Consider the following 16,237-nt stretch of genomic DNA (forward strand, 5'->3'; position numbering starts at 1 on the left):
CGGGCGCAGGCGTCGGGCCCGGCGCGGCCCCTCACCCGCGCGAGGCTCACGGCGAGGCGACGGCCCGCTCCAGCAGGCCCCGGAGGGGCGCCCTGTCCCTCCGGCCGGGGGTGCCCGCCGTGGCAGGCACCCCCGGCCCGTGCCTCAGGGGCGGTGGAACACGACCTCCGGGTCGGCCGCGGTCGGGCCGTCCAGCCGGGGCGACGCGAGGCCGCGCAGGTGCAGGTCGAAGAACGCGCCGACGTAGCCCCGGGTGATCTGGTGCGAGCGGGTGCCCGAGAGCGGGGTCTCCGGGTGCGGGTAGCCGGCCGAGTCGCCGAGCACCGGCCAGTCGGTGAAGGCGGGATGGCCTGCCCCGGTGACGGTCAGCCAGCGCTTCCAGCCGTCCAGCCGGGGCCAGGTGTCCTCCCAGGACGTGTCGGGGAAGTCCGGCGGCAGCAGGGCGGGGTCACCGGCGAGCATCAGGAAGGGGCGTCCACCGAGGCCCGCCTCGGGGACCGGGGTGAAGAACGTCCCGTCCATGTTCACGCCCGCGTCCACCCGCGGGTCCGTGGCCATGGTGGCCGAGGCCGCCGCGCCGCCGATGGAGTGACCGGCCATGCCGATGCGCCGGGCGTCGATCAGCCAGGAGTACCGCCACGCCGGGTGCGGGCCGGTCAGCCGGTCCAGGACGAAGGAGACGTCGCGGGCCCGGCCGTCGGACACCCGGTGCAGCGAGCCGTCGGGGAACACCTGCTCGCACGCCTTGCAGGTGAGCACCCGTCCGCCCGGGAAGACGGTGCCGTCCGACTCGTACGCGTGGTCGACCGCGGCCACCACGTAGCCGCGGCTCGCGAGGTCCTCGGCCAGGCTGGTCAGCGCGGCGCGCGGCATGGTGAAACCGGGGGAGAGCACGACCAGCGGGTAGCGGTGGGAGGAGATCCGGGGCACCGCGCCGGTGCGGGCGTGGGTGCGGGTCGCCGCCACGCGCTCGGGGGTGGTGTACTCGCCGAGCTGTCCCCGGTCGGTGAGCAGGGCCTTGGCCTCGGCGACGGCCATGTAGGGGGCGGGGGATCCGGTGCGGGCGACCGCCGGGTAGGAGAGCGACAGCATCAGCTCCCGGTCCTCGGTGGGCACCCACGGGTCCTTGCGGCTCCGGTCGACCAGGTGGAGGGTGTCCCGTCCGACGGCGAGGTCGCCGGTGGGGCGCGGGAGTTCGAGCCGGGCCGGGCTTCCGGCCGGGCTCTCCGACGGGCCGGTGGCGGCGGTGGCCGGGGCCGCGACGACACCGGGGGCGGCCAGGATCAGGCCGACGGTGACGGCCGCTAACGTGCGGATGATCTTCTTCATGGATCGCATCCTAGAGAACATAGGCAAGGCTTACCTAAATTCTCCGGAAGGTGGCAGGAGGGAGGGGTGCGCACCCGCCCCGTCCGGGCGCACACCCCTCGACCCCGCGTGCCGATCCGACGTGAACTGCCGGACAGGCGTTGCTACGTGACCGGACCGCCGGTCCCGTCCCGCTCGTCGTCTGTGAGGGTGCGGAGGTCGGTGTTGGCGCCGCAGAGGATGACGCAGACCTTCTCGCCGTCCTCGGGCCGGTAGGCGGCGGTGCCGGGACCGGCGGCCGGGTCGGAGGCGGCGGGCAGGGCCGCGAGCGCGGTCGCGGCGGCGTGCTCGACCGCGAGGCGGTGGTCGTCCCACAGGGCCCGGCGGGCCCGGACGATCCCGCCGTCCGGCACGAGCACCGGGCGGACGTCGCCCCGGCGGGCGGCCTGCACGGCCAGGGAGGTGGCGCGGCGGGCGCCGAGCGAGTCGGAGGCGACCGAGTCGACGGTGACGTCCACCGGCCCGCCGGCCGCGAGCGCGGCGTCCAGCGCGCGGCAGTTCTCCGGCTCGACCGCCACGGTGCGGACGCCGTGCTGCCGGGCGGCGGTCGCCACCCCGGCGAACAGCCCGCCGCCGCCGACCGCGACCACCACCGTGTCCAGGTCCGGGATCCGCTGCTTGATCTCCTCCATCAGCGTGCCCGCCCCGGCGGCGATCAGCGGGTGGTCGTAGGCGTGGCTGGCGAGCGCACCCGAGGCGGCGGCGAACTCCTCGCAGGCCGCCAGCGCCTCGGCGTACTCCGTGCCGACGAGCCGGACGTCGGCCTCGTACGAGCGGAGCCGGGCGACCTTCACACGCGGCGCGTTGGCGGGCAGGAAGACGGTGGCCCGCACGCCCTGGCGGAGGGCGGACCAGGCGCAGGCCAGGCCGGCGTTGCCGCCGGAGGCGATGGTGACCCCCGCGTCGGGGAGGGTGCCGGCCTCGCGGTGGGCCCGGAGGAAGTTCTGCGCGCCCCGCGCCTTGAACGAGCCGGTGTGCTGGAGGTGCTCCAGCGCCAGCCACACCCCGTCCGGCCCCGGGGCGATCGCGACCGGGCGCACGTGCCCCGCGATCCGGTCGGCGGCGGACTTGATGTCGTCGTACGAAAGGTCGTGCACGTCGTTGCTCCTGTGGGGAAACGGTCGGCCGGTGGCGGGGGATCGGGTCCAGCCTCGCAGCCGCCGCGGCGTCGGGGAAATCCTTTGCCGGTGCCGGTGCCGGTGCCGGTGCTGTGCCCTGTCCCGCCGGGCCCTGTCGTCCCCGGGGGCTACCGCTCGGCGGTGGCCGTGTCCGCGAGGCGCTGGAGGCGGAGGGTGGCCGCGCCCCAGATCCACGCGGCGGAGAGCGGGACCGTCAGGACCGTGAGGCCGACCGCCCCGCGGATGCGCCCGTCGATGACGCGGGCGCAGCGCTCGCGGGAGTAGGTGCGCGGGGAGTCGTCGACGAGCGCCGGCGACCCGCAGCCGGTCGAGCTGCTACTGCCCGCCGCGACCGGAAGGAAGGCGAGGCCGATCGCCCAGATCCACCCGACGACCGCCAGTACCCCGAGGAGGTTCACGCCCCAGCGGTGGCGGCGGTGGGCGTTCCGCCACGCCCGCTCGTCGTGGTCCTGCAGAAGCTCCGCTACCGCCATGGCCTCCCCTGTCCCCGGTGTGGTGGAAGGGAAGAGCATTCCACAGGCCGTGATCGCGGCGGCAGTCGGGCGGGTCCTGAAGGGCCGCGCCCCCGGGCGGTTCGGCCGGTGGCCCGGTCGGTGCCGTGCCGGACGACCTCACCGAGCTCCGCCGCGCCGATGACCACGTCGTCCGCGTCCACCGGCTGCACCGGTTCGCCCGCGGGGGCCGCGTCGTCGGGCGGGCGCGACAGCGGTGGTGGGGCGGCCGGGGGTCAGACGGTCACGGCACTGCCGCTGCTGCCGCCGCCGCTTCGGCCGGTGTCGGCGCGGAGGAGGGCGGCGGAGCGGGCCAGCCGGATCACGGCGATGCCGGGCAGGCAGGCGCCGACCAGGCAGGCGGCGAGGACGGCGAGCGGGCCCAGGCCGATCGAGGACATCGAGAGGGCGCCCGCGACCAGGGGCGTGACCAGGACCGGTGAGAGCAGCAGCAGGGTCGCCTGCCTCTTCTCCCGGCGGTCCCACTGGGGGGACCGCCAGATCCTGACCAGGGCGGTGACGGCGGCAGCCGTCGCGAGGACGGGCCCGACGGCCGGGACGACCAGCAGCGGCAGCGAGAGGAGGACGAGGCCGAGCGTGAGGTGGGTGCGGACGGCGCTCTCCGGCTCGGGCCGCCCCTGGCCCTCCTCGGCGAGAGCGGCGCCGGCCACCTCCTGCGGGCGGCCCAGCCGGTCGAGGACCTGCCGCACCGCACCGTCGTCGACGGGGCCGTGGCCGTGGCCGTGCTCGGCGAGCGCGACCTCGACGTGCTCGCGCAGGTCGGCCAGGAGTTCGCGGCGGCGCTCGGCGGGCAACGCGGTGGTGCGGCGGGTGATCTCGTCGAGGTAGGCCAGGACCAGCGGGTGCTCCATCGGGGTGTTCATGACTGCTCTCCCGGGGTGAGGACGTGGTCGACGGCCGTGCGGAAGTCGGGCCACAGGGTGGCGAACTCCTCCAGCGCGCTCCGGCCGGCGGGGGTGAGGGTGTAGTAGCGGCGCGACGGGCCGGTGGCCGAGTCGCGGAGGAAGGTGTCGGCCAGGCCGGTGCGGCGCAGCCGGGACAGCAGGGGGTAGATCGTGCCCTGGCTGGTCGCCAGCATCGGGAACCGGCCGAGCTCCTGGAGCAGCTCGACGCCGTAGCGCGGGCCGTCCCGGAGCAGGGCCAGCACGCAGTACTCCAGCACTCCCTTGCGCAGCTGGGTGGCCACCGACCCGTCGGCTGCGCCGGCCCCGTCAGGGTCTGTCATACCAGGTACCATGCACAGCAAGATAGCAGGCGAAGCAAGGATCCGCAGGTGGGTGACGCGGTCCCGGGGGACGGAGGGGCCCGGCGGAGGGGCCGGGGCGGGTTCGGTCCGGGGCCGGGGGAGACGTGCGGCGGCCCCGGCCCCGCCCGTGGCGGGCGTGGTCCGGGGCCGCCGAGGGAGGGTCCGCCCGCCGGGTCAGAAGGCGAAGACGGCGCCGGTGGTGTGGGCCAGGGTGCAACGGTTGCCGTAGGTGCGCCGGAAGGAGAGCGGCCGGCCCCGGTACGTGCCGGAGGCGGTGACGGTGTACGGGTCGTACTCGGCGGTGCAGATGCCGGGGTCGACGTCGAGGCGGTCGAGATCGCCGTCGACCGCGTCGACGAGGCGGCACGCCGTGACCGGGTCCGGGTGGGTGGTGGCGCTGCCGGGCGGGCACTCCAGGGTGGCGAGGCGCGGGGTGCCGGCGACGGGGGTCGCGCCGTGGGTGACGGTCAGACGGAGGCTGGTGACGGCTTCGACATCGGCTGCGGCGGCGGCTTCGGTGTCGACTTCGGCGGCGGTCGCGGTCGTCGTCGCGGTCACGGCGGCAGCGGTGAGGCCTACGGACAGCAGGACGGCCGCGACGGCGGCGGAGGCAGAGGCTCGGGTCTTCACACCCCGGGAAACGAGCGTGTGCGGACGTGGGTAACCCCTGGCCCGGCGTGCGTGGCCCGCGATCCGGCGCGCAGTCCCGGTGCGCAGCCCCGGGGTGCGCCTTCGGCGTGCAGCCCGTGGCAGGACGGGCCGGAGGGGCGGGAGTCCGGGGTCGGCCGGGTGGCGCCCCGGCGCAGGACCGGGGATCGGATCGGATCAGGTCCGGACCGGGTCAGCGGCGGACCATCCGGACACCGGAGACCTCCAGCAGGCCGTCCAGTTCGACCTTCCCGACGGTCTGGTCGGGGCTCACCACGAGCCCGTCGCGACGGACGATGTCGAGGAGGCGTTCCGCCAGCGGCAGCACCATGTGCCGCCCCCAGCAGCGCTCGTTGGCGTGCCCGAACGGGAGGTACCCGGGGTGGCTCTCGGGGTCGAGCTCGGCCCACCGCTGCGGGCGGAACTCGTCGGGGGCGTCCCAGAGCCGGGGGTCGCGGTGACTCAGCAGCGGGAGCATCAGGATGTCGTCCCGCACCCCGATCCGGTCGTCCAGGGCGTGGAACTCGGGGGAGGCCACCCGGAGAATGTTCCAGGAGGGGGGCAGCAGCCGCAGGGTCTCCCACAGGATGTCCCGGTTCGGTACGTCGTCGTCGAACGGGGAACCCAGCCAGACCGCGTTCGTGACGAGTGCCGCCACGGTGAAACAGATCGGAGCGGCGACCCGCCGGTACAAATACATGGCGTAGCGCCGGTCGGCGTACGAATCGGCCTCCATCACCCGGGCCGCCAGATGGGAGAGCGGGATTTCCGTCCCGGGCTTTCCGAGCATGGCGGTGCCCGCCGCGACGGCCATCCAGGTCAGTTTGGGCGTGAGTTCCAGCTTTCGGTCCACGAGGATTCTGAAACGCAGGCTCTCCCGACCGAAGACGAGGTCCCGGAGGTGGACGTGGGGGGCGTGCGGCCACCTCCCCGTGAGGTCGTCCGTCTCGTCCAGGGGCTTCCTCAACGCGGCCCGGACATCGGACGACACGGCCTGCATGAGGGCCGACGCGTCCGTCCGGCCGATCTGCCTCCCCAGGACGGGCTTGAAGGTGGGCCGCTCCTCGGGGGTGGCCGGCCTGGCGCGGAGCAGGCCGTCCAACAGGTCGGCGCCGGCGACCCCGACGGTGTCGCGCTCCAGGCGGAAGAGGTCCGCCCCGCGGTGCGTGCGGAGGAGTTCTTCGATCCGCGGTGCGAAGACGGTGACCCGGGCGTTTCTTCCCGTGCTGGACAGGGACATCGGTTGCACTCCAGGGGTGAGCGGCCGGCTCGTGAACGGATCGTGCCCGGCGGGTTCGAGTCCGCCGGGCACGAATCGGGAAGGGGAGCCGGACGGTTAGATCCAGCGGTACCAGGCGTAGGCCTTCAGGCTCTTCTCCGGCATGGCCTTCCTCACGAAATGCACGAGCTTCATGGAAAATCCCTTCGACAGCCGGCGAACCGGGCGATTCATGGAACGGTGCTCGACGGGTCGCGGCGGAAAGCCCTGCGGATCCCGTGGAATCCGAGGTCCGCCTCCCGTCGCCCAGAAGTGAATCTTCGTCGGGATTTAGCGTCAAGTGGTCGGTTCCGTCTGCCGATTACCGCGAGGCTGCATGTTTGAAGTTCGCCGGGATCTGGTTGGTGGCGGAAAGGGGGAGATGGTCCGATTCGGGCGGATTCTGCCGATGGGGGTGGTTGTTGCGACGTGAGGTGCACGCGACAGCGCTGGTCGGAGGCGCTGCGCCCGCGGCCCGCGGAAACGTGAACGGGGCATTGCGGCAACATGTCGCCGACCCGGCGTCGGGATGGCCCGCTGCCCGACCGAACGTTAGGTATGCCCCTTTGGGCAGTACGCGATCAAGTGGCGCGGGCCGGTGCGGCGGGGAGATCGCGTCGTCGGCCGGGGCGGCCCGTGTCGTTGGCCGAGCGGGGCCGGGACACCCGGTTTCATGGTCGGAACGCCTAAGCCTCCCTGGGCGCACCGTGACACGGTGGCTCAGGCCCGATGTCCCGGAGAACCCCATGAGGATCCACCTGACCAGCGTCTTCGTCGACGACCAGGAGAAGGCCCTGCGCTTCTACACGGACACGCTGGGCTTCGTGAAGAAGACCGAGGTCCCCGTGGGTGCGGACCGCTGGCTGACCGTCGTCTCGCCGGAGGACCCGGACGGGACCGAACTGCTGCTGGAGCCCGACGGCCACCCCGCCGTGAAGCCGTACAAGACCGCGCTGGTGAGGGACGGCATCCCGGCCGCCTCGTTCGCGGTCGAGGACGTGCCCGCGGAGTTCGAGCGCCTGCGCGCGCTCGGGGTGCGGTTCACCCAGGAGCCGCAGGAGATGGGGCCGGTCACCGTCGCGGTCCTCGACGACACCTGCGGCAACCTGATCCAGATCACCCACCACGCGTAGGGACTCGGCCGGCACGGGAAGTCGGCGGGTCCGACTTCCCGTGCGCGCGGGGGAGCGCGTGGCGCGTTCCGGGGGTTCCCGCCGGGTGCGCGTCGGTCCGGACTATGCTGCGGGCGGACGTGTACGGAGGGGGAGTTGATGCGGTCCGAGGGCGGGGAGGATCCGGGGTTTCTGCCCGATCCGGAGGGGCTCGACGAGGAGGGGGCCTGGTCGGAGTTCGCGGAGGACGTGCCCCGTCCGGCCTCCGGGCGGGTGGGGCCGCTGTCGTGCCTGGCGTTCGTGGTGGCCGTCGTCGGGTTGGTGGCGGGAGGCGTCCTCTGGGTGCTCCAGGACCAGTTGTTCCACCCGTTCGGGGATGCCCGGGCGTGCAAGGGCAGTGACACCATGCTGCCGCCGGTCATCTCGGCCGGGGGAACGGCGCTCCCCGCCGACGCCTCGGACATCCACTACGTCACCAGGGCCGGCGTCGCCCGAGTCTCCTTCCTGAGCGACCGGATGCCGGACCACCTGCGCCGTGCGGGGTTCGTCACGAAGGGGACGTCCCTGTTCGACAGGGGCGACGGCGGTAGTTCGTACGGTCTGGGGCCGGACGAACGCGAGCTGCCCGAGGGGCTCTGCGGCCCGGCCCTCAGGGGGCCGGCCTGGCGGTACGACAGGCCGGGCCCGGGTACGGCGGTCACGTTCACGGTCGAGGGTTCCCCCGTCGACGGCAACGCCTTCCGCACCCCGGCCCGCGTCGTCGCCTCCTTCGGCGTCGGTTGAGTCGGCGCAGGTCGGGCCGGGGCAGGGGCCGGTGCCGCCGGAGGCCCTGCCGGGATGGGCAGGGCCTCCGGCTTTCGGTCAGGCGGTGAAGTCGGGGGAGCCGCTCGTGATGGCCTTGGCGAAGGCGGCCCACTCGGCCTGGTCGAAGGCGAGGTGAGGGCGGTCGGGGTTCTTGTCGTCGCCGAGCCAGACATCGCCGTTGGGGAAGCGGGCGATGATCACGCAGTTGCCGTTGGAATCGCCGGAGAAGGGGGACTTGCTCCAGCCGGCGTCCGCGGGGTCGTGGTCGTAGGGGTCGTGCTTCTCGCTCACGTGATCTCTTCCAACTGGCGGTTTAGGGCAGTGGCGGTGTCCTCTGGCGACAGTGCGCACCGTTTCAGCCGCGCGAATGCCCGCTCGGCCCGTCGAACATCCCGTCCCGATCTACGGGGGAGCGTACCGCCGACGGCCTCGGTGAAGACGAAACCTCCTTCGGGCTCGTCAGGGAAGCGTAGAAGGGTGAGCCCTGACGCGAGCATTCCCGGTCGACCGGCGCTGAGCGGCACCATTCGCAGAGTGACGTTGGGGTATTTCGACACCTTGATGACATGGCGGATCTGTTCTGCGAGTACCTCCAGATCGCCCGCGACCAGCAGCGCCACCTCTCCGAAGTAGACCTCCAGCTTGAGGCGGGGCTCCTCCGTGAGTCTGCGTTGACGCATTATCCGGATCTCTGCCGCGGCTTCGTTCTGATCCTCACTGAGACCGTCAAGCCCGGCGGCGATCATCTCGCGTGCATACTCCGGCGTTTGGAGCAGCCCGGGGAATCCGGAGAGAAAGTAGTCGAGCCTGTGGGTGGCCGCAGCTTCGAGGCCGAGGAACTCCCCGAACGCCGCACTGATCGTGTCGGCGAACTCGTGGTCTTGCCACCAGTTCTTCTCCAGCAGCGCCGCCCGCGCCGCTTCGGTGAGGGCGGCCGGGGACCGAGATGGTCCGTCGGCTCGCCTTCGACTTCGGTGTCGTGATCAGGCGGGGGGTCGGCCAGCGGGTGTGGGTGCGGGTCCTGCTCGACGAGCGAGTCGATCCCCCTCCGGAGATCCGGAGTTGACCCCATGTCCAGCAGCGGCGACCGGCCTGCCCCGGTCGAGGTCGCCGCCGCGGGGCTCGGGTCCCTCGCCTCCTCCCTCGCCTTCTCCCTCGTCGATCCGCCCTCCGCCGGCCTCATCCGGTGGATGACGTTCGCCACTGCCGTGAACCGGGAGACCCGTTGGTCCGACGACTTCCTCGACACCCGCCGCCACGCCAGGGAGTGACACCCGCCCCATGCACCCCGCTGCCATCGCTTTCCAGGACCCCGGCCGCCTCCACGCGCGCTGCGAGATCGCCGGCGTCCGGCGCCTCACCTTCCAGCCCGGGTACGAGAGCTCCGTCGTCCTCCCCGACGGCGCCTGGGAACCGCTTCCGGCCGGCTACCCCGAGCGGTTCGCGCCCGGCCTCCTCACCCGGGACGGCGGGCTGGTCGAACTCTTCCGACTCCCCGACTCGGTCGTCGACATCCGCACCCTCGCCACCCTGGTGTACGGGCTGGGCGACCCCTTCCCCGTCACCCTCGGTGAGACCTGCGACGCCCCCGGCCTGCCCGTCACCCACGTCAGCCCCGACTCCGGCCTCCGTCCCGGCCTCCACGTCGACAACCACCAGAGCCTCGCGTACGCCGATCGTGAGACCGCCCGTCGACGCCTCTGCGTCAACCTCGGCCCCGGCAGCCGGTACGTCCTCCTCGCCGACACCGACATCAAGTCCGTCTGCCGCACCGTCCACGACCGCTACGAGAGCCACCGCCCCGCCACCTCCGACCTGGGCCTCTACGTCACCCTCCGCCGCCCCCTGCGGGTCCTGCGCCTGCGTATCGACCCGGGTGAGGGCTGGTTCGCGCCCACCGCCGTCCTCCCGTACGACGAGTCGACCGACGGCCAGACGCAGCACTCCGTGACCGCGTCCTGGCTCGGCCACTGGGAACGCGGGGTCTTCGGTCCGCTGATCTGACCGGTTCGACCGGGTGTGTCACGCTGGGGGGTGGGGCGGGGCTGGAGCACGACCGAGGTCGGGAGGCTCGCGATGGCCGAGATCAGGGTGAACGGGGTGTCGCTGTACTACGAGACCCGGGGAGCCGGGCCCGGCCTGGTCCTGGTCCACGGGTCGTGGACCGACGCCGACAGCTGGGCGCGCGTCCTGCCCGGTCTCGCCGAGCAGACGACCGTCGTCGCCTACGACCGGCGCGGGCACAGCCGCAGCGAGGACCTCCTCACCCAGGGCTCCGTCTACGAGGACGCCGCCGACCTGGCCGGCCTGATCCGGGGCCTCGGGCTCGCGCCCGCGTACGTCTGCGGCGACTCCTACGGTTCGCTCGTCGCCCTCCGCCTGGCCGCCGCCCGGCCGGACCTGTTGCGCGGCGTGGCCGTGCACGAACCGCCCGCCACCGGGGTGCTGCTCGCCGACCCCGAGCTTCGTCCGATCGGTGTGGCCTTCGCGGAGCGGATCAGCGCCGTCCGGGAGCTGCTGGAGCAGGCGGAGTCGGCCGCGGCGGCCGAGCTGTACGTGGACACCATCGCCCTCGGCCCGGGGGCGTGGGAGCAGCTGCCCGCGCCGGTCCGGCACACGTACATCCGCAACGCGCCCACGTACCTGGACGAGCTTCGCGACCCCGACGCGCTCGACCTCGACCTCACGGCGCTGAACCGCTTCACCGAACCCGTGCTGCTCACCCAGAGTGACGACAGTCAGCCGATGTACGGCGAGGTGCTGGACCTGATCGATCTCTCGCTGCCCAAGCCGGAACGCCATCTCTACCACGGCGCCGGTCACGCTCCGCATCTGTCGCAACCCGAGGAATGGGTGCGGGTCATGCTGCCGCGCGTCTTGGGGTGAGGCGCACGGTGGGGGCGTGCGGGGCGGGGTTCACGCCCCAAGGCCGGTCGTGGGTCGGTCGTGGGGCGTCGGCTCACGCGGGCGCGGAGCGCCGGGCGGCGCGGTCGGCATCCTCGGTCGCGAAGCGTTCCTGCGCCGCGAGGACGGCGTCGCCGTGGACGGCGGACCAGGCGCCCAGCGCCCGGATCGGCCCGATCAGGGCCGCACCGGCCGCCGTCAGGGTGTAGTCGACCCGGGGCGGGCTCTCGGCGTAGCGCCTGCGCTCGACCAGCCCGTTGTACTCCAGCCGCCGCAACGCGTCGTTCAGCACCTTCGGGCTGATCCCGCCGATCCGGGCGAGCATCGCGCGCGGGCGCATCGGACCCTGCTCGCCGAGGACGTAGACCACCACGCTGTCCCAGCGGTTGGCGATCACCTCGAAGGCGATCCGGGCCCGGCAGTCGGCCGCGAACACGTCTCCACCGAGGTCGTCCGGCCCGTCCGGTCCGTCAGGCCCGGCCGTCCCGACAGCCCCCGCCCCGGCCACTCCGGCGGTCCCGACCGGTCCGTGCAGGCTGCGCAGGCTCTCGGCATCTCCCATACGCACATCCTGCCGGTCCATTGCCTACCGGATGGTGCGTATCGGCCCGCCTAGGGTCCGTGATGCGGCAGTCGGCCGCCATCGGGACAGTGGTGGGGAGCGCGGTATGCGGATCGGCATTCTCGGAACGGGCGCCATGGCGGCGGGCCTCGGCGGAGCCTGGGTGCGGGCCGGACACGAGGTCGTGGTGGGCGGGCGCAACCCCGGCGCGGCAGCGAGGACGGCCGCCCGTATCCGGGCCGTCGGCAGCGGCGGCCCGGCGGACGCGGCACGGTTCGGCGAGGCGGTGCTGGTCGCTCTGCCTGCCGAAGTCGCGGCCGAGGTGGTGGCAGGGCTTGCGGGGGACCTGGCCGGCCGGACCGTCCTCGACTGCACCGTGCCCATGGCCCCCGGCTCGGGCGGCCCGGTCCTGACCACGGCCGGCGGTGGCGACTCCATGGCGGTCCGGCTCGCGGCTGCGGCGCCCGGCGCCCGGGTGGCCAAGGTGTTCGGCATCTGCCACGAGAGCATCTGGACCATGCCGCGCCCGGCCTTCGAGGGCGTGTCGCTCACCGTGCCCTTCTGCGCGGACGCGCCGGCCGCGGCCGAACTGGTCACCGAGCTCGTCGCGTCGATGGGTTGTACGGCCGTCCGCTGCGGGGGACTGGAACGGGCGGCACTGCTGGAGGCGGCGGCGGTGTTCGCGATCGGCGTGTGGTGGGACGGCGGAGAGGCCCGACACGCCTTCCCGGCACCGCCGTTGGCGCCCGGCGCGGTGGACGACGAGCAGGTCTGATCCGGGACGTCGGGGACGGGGCCGGCCCGTGCAGGGCTCACCGCTTCGGGGAGGTGAGCCCTGCACGGGCAGCTCGATCCGGCCCGTCTGCCCGGCAGGCCGACGACACGGCACCGTGGACACACGGCACCACCGACGACACCGCACCGCCGGCTCCACGACCTGGGGCAGGGCCCGGAGCGCGGTCTACAGCACGACCTCCGCGAGCTTGCCGGTGGCCACGTCGAAGACGAAGCCGCGCACCGCGTCCGTCTTCGGGACGAAGGGGCTGCTCGTGATCCGCGCGATCGACTGCCGCACGTCGGTCTCCAGGTCGGCGAAGGCCTCCGCGGCCCACGGCGGCTTGACGCCCGTCTCCTCGCGGATCGACTCCCGGAAGGCGTCGTCCCCGAAGGTCAGCATGCCGCAGTCGGTGTGGTGGATGAGGATGATCTCCTCGGTGCCGAGGAGTCGTTGGCTGATGGCCAGCGAGCGGATCGCGTCGTCGGTCGCGACGCCGCCGGCATTGCGGATCACGTGCGAGTCGCCCTCGTTCAGGCCGAGGACGCCGTAGACGTTCAGCCGGGCGTCCATGCAGGCGAGCACGGCGGTCCGGCGGGCCGGGGGCAGCGGCAACGGGCCCTCGAAGCCGGAGGCGTAGGCGCTGTTGTTGTGGAGGTAGTGCTCGGTGGCGGAGTTGAACGCGGTCATGGGTGTCCCTTGAGGGAAGGATGCGAACGGGGAAGGGGAGGGCACCACGGGGCGGAGGCGTACGGGCCTCGACGCCCGGACCGTGCGGCCGGAGGAGGCGGGCGCGGTCAGCGGCCGGCGGGACAGCCCGCGCCGGCGATGTAGCCGTAGTCCACATGACGACGGCGGACAAGCTCGGTCATACGGCGACGGTAGTGCGCCGCACGGGCGCGGCGCCACGGCAATGCCCAAACCCCACCCGAACGAGGGGAGTTCGCGGCCCGGCCGCGGATCGCCGACCGGCGTGGACGCCGTGACCGCGTCGACGTCCGGTGACCGTCCGTCAGTTCCGCCCGTGGTCTCACGCGGACTCGTGCTGGATTCACGCGGTCTCACGGGGCCCTGCGGGGTTGCGCGGGGCCGCGCCGTGCCCCTCCCTCACCGACCCTGGCACGGCACGGTCGGTGAGGGAGGGGCCCCGGAGCGGAGAGAGCCCGGGGTGGTCGGCCGCGTCCGCACAACCCGGGCGACACGGGAGGACGGAACCGGCAGGATGAACGGATGAACGAGGTCATCATCAGCGACGAGGACCGTCGCCTTCTCGGGCTCTGGACCGCCGACTGCGCCGAACGGGCGTTGGCGCTGTTCGAGGCCAAGGCCCCGGCCGACACCCGTCCGCGCGAGGCGATCGAGGGCGCCCGCACCTTCGCCCGCGAAGGGAAGCGGACGGCGCTCCTGCGCGCCCAGGCCCACGCGGCGCTCGCTGCCGCACGCGAGGTCGACGACCCCGCCGCCGCGGCCGCCGCCCGGGCCGCGGGCTACGCGGCGGCGTCCCCCTACATCCACCCGCTGGCGACTCCGCACCAGGTGAAGCACGCCTTGGAGCCCGCCACGCACGCGGCCCTCGCGTGCGAACTCGCGGCGGCCGACGGCGGCGACGTCACCACGGACGCCGCCACCGACGTCGGTGACGCGGAGATCCGTTGGGCGATCGAACACGCCCCGCCGGCCGTCCGCGAGCTGGTGGGCCGGTTCCCGGAGTGCACCCCCGGCCGTACCCGCCAGGCCGTACTCCGCCGCCGCCTCGACGAGGCCCTGCGCACCTGACCGCGAGGTGCGGTGCCGCCGCCGGGCCGCCCGGACTCCCCGTCGGGAGCCCCGTCCAGGACCCCGGTCCGGCGATCCGCCGGGGGACCGGCCCGGAGGTGTTGCGGTCCGGGTGGCGCCGTGGCAGCGTGCGGCGGATGGACGACGAACAGCACGGGACGGCCCTGGCACAGGCGGTGCGGCTGCGCGAGGAGGGGACCCGGCAGGCGTGCGAGCAACTGATCGCCCTGTCGGACCGCTACCCGGAGGACGCCGCGATCGCGTACCAGGCGGCATGGGCGCACGACGCCCTCGGCCTGGAGGCGGAGGCCGTCCCCTGCTACGAACGGGCGTTGGGCACTGCGGGTCTGTCGGAGAGCGAGCGTCACGGGGCACTGCTGGGGCTCGGCAGCACCTACCGGGTGCTGGGCCGCTACGAGTCGTCGCTTCGGACGCTCCGCCGCGGTCTGGAGGAGTTCCCCGGGGACGCCGCGCTCCGGACCTTCCTGGCGATGGCGCTGTACAACGTCGGCGAATCGCGGGAGGCGGTGCGGACCCTGCTCCAGGTGACGGGGGAGACCAGCGCGGACCCGGGCGTACGGAAGTACCGTCGGGCGGTCGGGTACTACGCCGACCACCTGGACGAGACCCCGTAGGAGCGGCGGGGCCCCGGACGGCACTGGCCGGCATCACCAGCATCGGCCTCGGCGCGCTCCTCGCGGCGCACACCGGTCGTGACACGTTCAGCGACGGCGACGGCGTCTACCGGCCGAGCACGCTGCTCAAGATCACCGAGAGCGGGGACGGCTACCTCGGAGTCATCGGCCTCGCGGTCGACCCCGACCACGACGGCACGTAGGCCCCGGCGATCGTCGGCGTTGCCGGCCCGCCGTGGCCGTCGCCGTGGCTCCGGCCTTCCGGCCGCAAGCCGCAGACCTGGGGCCGGGGGCCGTCAGGCGGTGCCGAGGGAGGTGCGGACGGCGTCGACGAGGTGGCCGGCGCGGGCGTCGCCGTGGCCGATCATGCGGTTGGAGAGGTACGCGAAGCCGATGCCGAACTCGTCGTCGCCGAAGGCGAACTGGCCGCCCGCCCCCTCGTTGCCGAAGCTCCGGGCGCCGAGCATCGGGCGGGACGCGGACGAGTCGAGGACCACGCCGGAGCCCCAGCGGGAGCCCGTGTCGAAGCCCAGGAAGCTCTCCCCGGAGGAGAGTTCGCGCAGGGCGTCGGTCACCGTGTCGGGGGAGAGGAGACGGCCCGCCCGGCCGTCGATCCCGGTGACGGCCCCCGCGTACAGGCCCGCCAGCCCGGTGGCAGAGGCGACGGCCCCGGCCCCGGGCAGTTCGAGCCGGTGCACCGCAGGGTCGTTCCAGCCGTGCGGCTCGTCCAGGCCGGGGAAGACCAGCGCGCCGTTCATCGTCACGATGCGGGTCAGCAGGTGCTCCGGTCCGGGCATCGGCGGACGGCCCTCGGCCTCGGCCAGCCGGGCCAGGCGCGGCAGCCCGTCCTCCGGCAGACCGAGCCAGGCGTCCAGCCCGCCGAGCGGTTCGGCGACCGCCTCGCGGAAGAACCGGCTCGGGGCGAGGCCGGTGATCCGGCGGATCACCTCGCCGACCGCGAAGCCGAACACGTGGCCGTGGTACTCGTAGGTGGTGCCGGGCTCCCAGAGCGGCCGCTGGTCCTCGATCGCACGGACGACGGGCGTCCAGGCCGCGATCTCGTCGAACGAGAGCACCGCGTCCAGCACCGGGATCCCGGCCCGGTGGCTCAGCACCGCGCGGGTGGTGATCGCCTCCTTGCCGTGGCGCGCGAACTCGGGCCAGTAGCGGGCGATCGGTGCGTCGAGGTCGAGCAGTCCCCGCTGGGCGAGCAGGTGGGCACTGACCGAGACCAGGCCCTTGGCACAGGAGAAGACGGGGACGACGGTGTCCGCCTGCCAGGCCCGCCCGGTGCGTTCGTCCGCCACACCGCCCCAGAGCTCGACCACCTTCCGGCCGTCCGCGTAGACGGTGACGGCGGATCCGAGCTCGGGGAAGTCGGCGTAGTTGCGGGCGAAGGCGTCGGCGACGGCGCCGAACCGCTCGTCGGCCCAGCCGTGGTGACGCTGCACGGTGTCGGTCCTGTTCGTGGGTGGGCGCGGAGACGGGGGCGCGGCGC

At 73.7% G+C, this 16,237-nt stretch carries 21 protein-coding genes; 8 read left to right on the top strand and 13 right to left on the bottom strand.

Annotated features, from left to right (window positions below; translation table 11 throughout):
• Positions 1-144 precede the first annotated feature (144 nt).
• The 8 genes from PUR61_RS08540 to PUR61_RS45235 form a co-directional block, all read right to left on the bottom strand.
• Positions 145-1,329: an alpha/beta hydrolase family protein gene (locus tag PUR61_RS08540; RefSeq protein WP_329877368.1), complete on the bottom strand. Its 1,185-nt coding sequence runs from the start codon at positions 1,327-1,329 to the stop codon at positions 145-147.
• Between the two features lie 143 nt (positions 1,330-1,472).
• Positions 1,473-2,465 carry a serine/threonine dehydratase gene (locus PUR61_RS08545; RefSeq protein ID WP_329877370.1) on the bottom strand — a complete coding sequence of 331 codons (993 nt, stop codon included), beginning with the start codon at positions 2,463-2,465 and terminating at the stop codon, positions 1,473-1,475.
• Between the two features lie 149 nt (positions 2,466-2,614).
• The gene (locus PUR61_RS08550; protein ID WP_329877372.1) at positions 2,615-2,980 is read right to left on the bottom strand and encodes a hypothetical protein; all 366 of its coding nucleotides are present in this window, start codon (positions 2,978-2,980) and stop codon (positions 2,615-2,617) included.
• Positions 2,981-3,234: 254 nt separating this feature from the next.
• On the bottom strand, positions 3,235-3,882 hold the full coding sequence (locus PUR61_RS08555; protein WP_329877374.1) for an HAAS signaling domain-containing protein: 648 nt from the start codon (positions 3,880-3,882) through the stop codon (positions 3,235-3,237).
• Positions 3,879-4,244, bottom strand: a complete 366-nt coding sequence (locus tag PUR61_RS08560; RefSeq protein WP_329877377.1) for a PadR family transcriptional regulator — start codon at positions 4,242-4,244, stop codon at positions 3,879-3,881. Before PUR61_RS08560 ends, PUR61_RS08555 begins: the two co-directional genes overlap by 4 nt.
• 195 nt (positions 4,245-4,439) lie before the next feature.
• On the bottom strand, positions 4,440-4,895 hold the full coding sequence (locus tag PUR61_RS08565) for an SSI family serine proteinase inhibitor (protein WP_329877379.1): 456 nt from the start codon (positions 4,893-4,895) through the stop codon (positions 4,440-4,442).
• 211 nt (positions 4,896-5,106) lie between these two features.
• Positions 5,107-6,153, bottom strand: a complete 1,047-nt coding sequence (locus PUR61_RS08570; RefSeq protein WP_329877381.1) for a cytochrome P450 — start codon at positions 6,151-6,153, stop codon at positions 5,107-5,109.
• A 96-nt stretch (positions 6,154-6,249) separates the two neighbouring features.
• Positions 6,250-6,366 carry a tryptorubin family RiPP precursor gene (locus PUR61_RS45235; protein WP_355405772.1) on the bottom strand — a complete coding sequence of 39 codons (117 nt, stop codon included), beginning with the start codon at positions 6,364-6,366 and terminating at the stop codon, positions 6,250-6,252.
• A 551-nt stretch (positions 6,367-6,917) separates the two neighbouring features.
• On the opposite strand from PUR61_RS45235, the gene PUR61_RS08575 reads away from it, so the two are divergent.
• Both PUR61_RS08575 and PUR61_RS08580 read left to right on the top strand, forming a co-directional pair.
• On the top strand, positions 6,918-7,304 hold the full coding sequence (locus tag PUR61_RS08575) for a VOC family protein (RefSeq protein ID WP_329877384.1): 387 nt from the start codon (positions 6,918-6,920) through the stop codon (positions 7,302-7,304).
• 138 nt (positions 7,305-7,442) lie between these two features.
• Positions 7,443-8,066: a hypothetical protein gene (locus PUR61_RS08580; protein ID WP_329877386.1), complete on the top strand. Its 624-nt coding sequence runs from the start codon at positions 7,443-7,445 to the stop codon at positions 8,064-8,066.
• A gap of 78 nt (positions 8,067-8,144) precedes the next feature.
• Here PUR61_RS08580 and PUR61_RS08585 read toward each other — a convergent pair whose 3' ends face one another.
• Together PUR61_RS08585 and PUR61_RS08590 are read right to left on the bottom strand one after the other, a co-directional pair.
• Positions 8,145-8,378, bottom strand: a complete 234-nt coding sequence (locus PUR61_RS08585) for a DUF397 domain-containing protein (protein WP_329877388.1) — start codon at positions 8,376-8,378, stop codon at positions 8,145-8,147.
• A complete protein-coding gene (locus PUR61_RS08590; protein ID WP_329877432.1) occupies positions 8,375-8,992 on the bottom strand; it encodes a DUF5753 domain-containing protein in 618 nt (205 codons plus the stop codon). The genes PUR61_RS08585 and PUR61_RS08590 overlap by 4 nt, the downstream gene beginning before the upstream one ends.
• 165 nt (positions 8,993-9,157) lie before the next feature.
• Here PUR61_RS08590 and PUR61_RS08595 point away from each other — a divergent pair, with 165 nt between their 5' ends.
• From PUR61_RS08595 to PUR61_RS08605, 3 genes are all read left to right on the top strand, one after another.
• Positions 9,158-9,358, top strand: a complete 201-nt coding sequence (locus tag PUR61_RS08595; protein ID WP_329877390.1) for a hypothetical protein — start codon at positions 9,158-9,160, stop codon at positions 9,356-9,358.
• A 10-nt stretch (positions 9,359-9,368) separates the two neighbouring features.
• Entirely contained in the window at positions 9,369-10,091 is a 723-nt protein-coding gene (locus tag PUR61_RS08600; RefSeq protein WP_329877392.1) for a hypothetical protein, read from the top strand.
• Positions 10,092-10,163: 72 nt separating this feature from the next.
• Positions 10,164-10,973 carry an alpha/beta fold hydrolase gene (locus PUR61_RS08605; RefSeq protein WP_329877394.1) on the top strand — a complete coding sequence of 270 codons (810 nt, stop codon included), beginning with the start codon at positions 10,164-10,166 and terminating at the stop codon, positions 10,971-10,973.
• A 73-nt stretch (positions 10,974-11,046) separates the two neighbouring features.
• Here PUR61_RS08605 and PUR61_RS08610 read toward each other — a convergent pair whose 3' ends face one another.
• Positions 11,047-11,553: a winged helix-turn-helix transcriptional regulator gene (locus PUR61_RS08610; protein ID WP_329877396.1), complete on the bottom strand. Its 507-nt coding sequence runs from the start codon at positions 11,551-11,553 to the stop codon at positions 11,047-11,049.
• Positions 11,554-11,659: 106 nt separating this feature from the next.
• Here PUR61_RS08610 and PUR61_RS08615 point away from each other — a divergent pair, with 106 nt between their 5' ends.
• Entirely contained in the window at positions 11,660-12,328 is a 669-nt protein-coding gene (locus PUR61_RS08615) for an NADPH-dependent F420 reductase (protein WP_329877398.1), read from the top strand.
• Positions 12,329-12,514: 186 nt separating this feature from the next.
• Here PUR61_RS08615 and PUR61_RS08620 read toward each other — a convergent pair whose 3' ends face one another.
• Entirely contained in the window at positions 12,515-13,018 is a 504-nt protein-coding gene (locus tag PUR61_RS08620; protein WP_329877400.1) for a beta-class carbonic anhydrase, read from the bottom strand.
• Positions 13,019-13,558: 540 nt separating this feature from the next.
• Between PUR61_RS08620 and PUR61_RS08625 the strand changes: the two genes are divergently transcribed.
• Entirely contained in the window at positions 13,559-14,104 is a 546-nt protein-coding gene (locus tag PUR61_RS08625) for a putative immunity protein (RefSeq protein WP_329877402.1), read from the top strand.
• Between the two features lie 137 nt (positions 14,105-14,241).
• Entirely contained in the window at positions 14,242-14,739 is a 498-nt protein-coding gene (locus tag PUR61_RS08630; protein ID WP_329877404.1) for a tetratricopeptide repeat protein, read from the top strand.
• Between the two features lie 296 nt (positions 14,740-15,035).
• Here PUR61_RS08630 and PUR61_RS08635 read toward each other — a convergent pair whose 3' ends face one another.
• On the bottom strand, positions 15,036-16,190 hold the full coding sequence (locus PUR61_RS08635) for a serine hydrolase domain-containing protein (protein WP_329877406.1): 1,155 nt from the start codon (positions 16,188-16,190) through the stop codon (positions 15,036-15,038).
• Positions 16,191-16,237: the final 47 nt, after the last annotated feature.

Origin of the sequence: Streptomyces sp. BE20, assembly GCF_036322525.1 — a bacterium.
GTDB lineage: Bacteria > Actinomycetota > Actinomycetes > Streptomycetales > Streptomycetaceae > Kitasatospora.

Excerpts from the sequence above, each read along its gene's own strand:
- PUR61_RS08540 (WP_329877368.1), bottom strand. The coding sequence starts at position 1,329 with ATGAAGAAGATCATCCGCACGTTAGCGGCCGTCACCGTCGGCCTGATC.
- PUR61_RS08550 (WP_329877372.1), bottom strand. The coding sequence starts at position 2,980 with ATGGCGGTAGCGGAGCTTCTGCAGGACCACGACGAGCGGGCGTGGCGG.
- PUR61_RS08555 (WP_329877374.1), bottom strand. The coding sequence starts at position 3,882 with ATGAACACCCCGATGGAGCACCCGCTGGTCCTGGCCTACCTCGACGAG.
- PUR61_RS08560 (WP_329877377.1), bottom strand. The coding sequence starts at position 4,244 with ATGACAGACCCTGACGGGGCCGGCGCAGCCGACGGGTCGGTGGCCACC.
- PUR61_RS08570 (WP_329877381.1), bottom strand. The coding sequence starts at position 6,153 with ATGTCCCTGTCCAGCACGGGAAGAAACGCCCGGGTCACCGTCTTCGCA.
- PUR61_RS45235 (WP_355405772.1), bottom strand. The coding sequence starts at position 6,366 with ATGAATCGCCCGGTTCGCCGGCTGTCGAAGGGATTTTCCATGAAGCTC.
- PUR61_RS08575 (WP_329877384.1), top strand. The coding sequence starts at position 6,918 with ATGAGGATCCACCTGACCAGCGTCTTCGTCGACGACCAGGAGAAGGCC.
- PUR61_RS08580 (WP_329877386.1), top strand. The coding sequence starts at position 7,443 with ATGCGGTCCGAGGGCGGGGAGGATCCGGGGTTTCTGCCCGATCCGGAG.
- PUR61_RS08595 (WP_329877390.1), top strand. The coding sequence starts at position 9,158 with ATGTCCAGCAGCGGCGACCGGCCTGCCCCGGTCGAGGTCGCCGCCGCG.
- PUR61_RS08600 (WP_329877392.1), top strand. The coding sequence starts at position 9,369 with ATGCACCCCGCTGCCATCGCTTTCCAGGACCCCGGCCGCCTCCACGCG.
- PUR61_RS08605 (WP_329877394.1), top strand. The coding sequence starts at position 10,164 with ATGGCCGAGATCAGGGTGAACGGGGTGTCGCTGTACTACGAGACCCGG.
- PUR61_RS08610 (WP_329877396.1), bottom strand. The coding sequence starts at position 11,553 with ATGGGAGATGCCGAGAGCCTGCGCAGCCTGCACGGACCGGTCGGGACC.
- PUR61_RS08615 (WP_329877398.1), top strand. The coding sequence starts at position 11,660 with ATGCGGATCGGCATTCTCGGAACGGGCGCCATGGCGGCGGGCCTCGGC.
- PUR61_RS08620 (WP_329877400.1), bottom strand. The coding sequence starts at position 13,018 with ATGACCGCGTTCAACTCCGCCACCGAGCACTACCTCCACAACAACAGC.
- PUR61_RS08625 (WP_329877402.1), top strand. The coding sequence starts at position 13,559 with ATGAACGAGGTCATCATCAGCGACGAGGACCGTCGCCTTCTCGGGCTC.
- PUR61_RS08630 (WP_329877404.1), top strand. The coding sequence starts at position 14,242 with ATGGACGACGAACAGCACGGGACGGCCCTGGCACAGGCGGTGCGGCTG.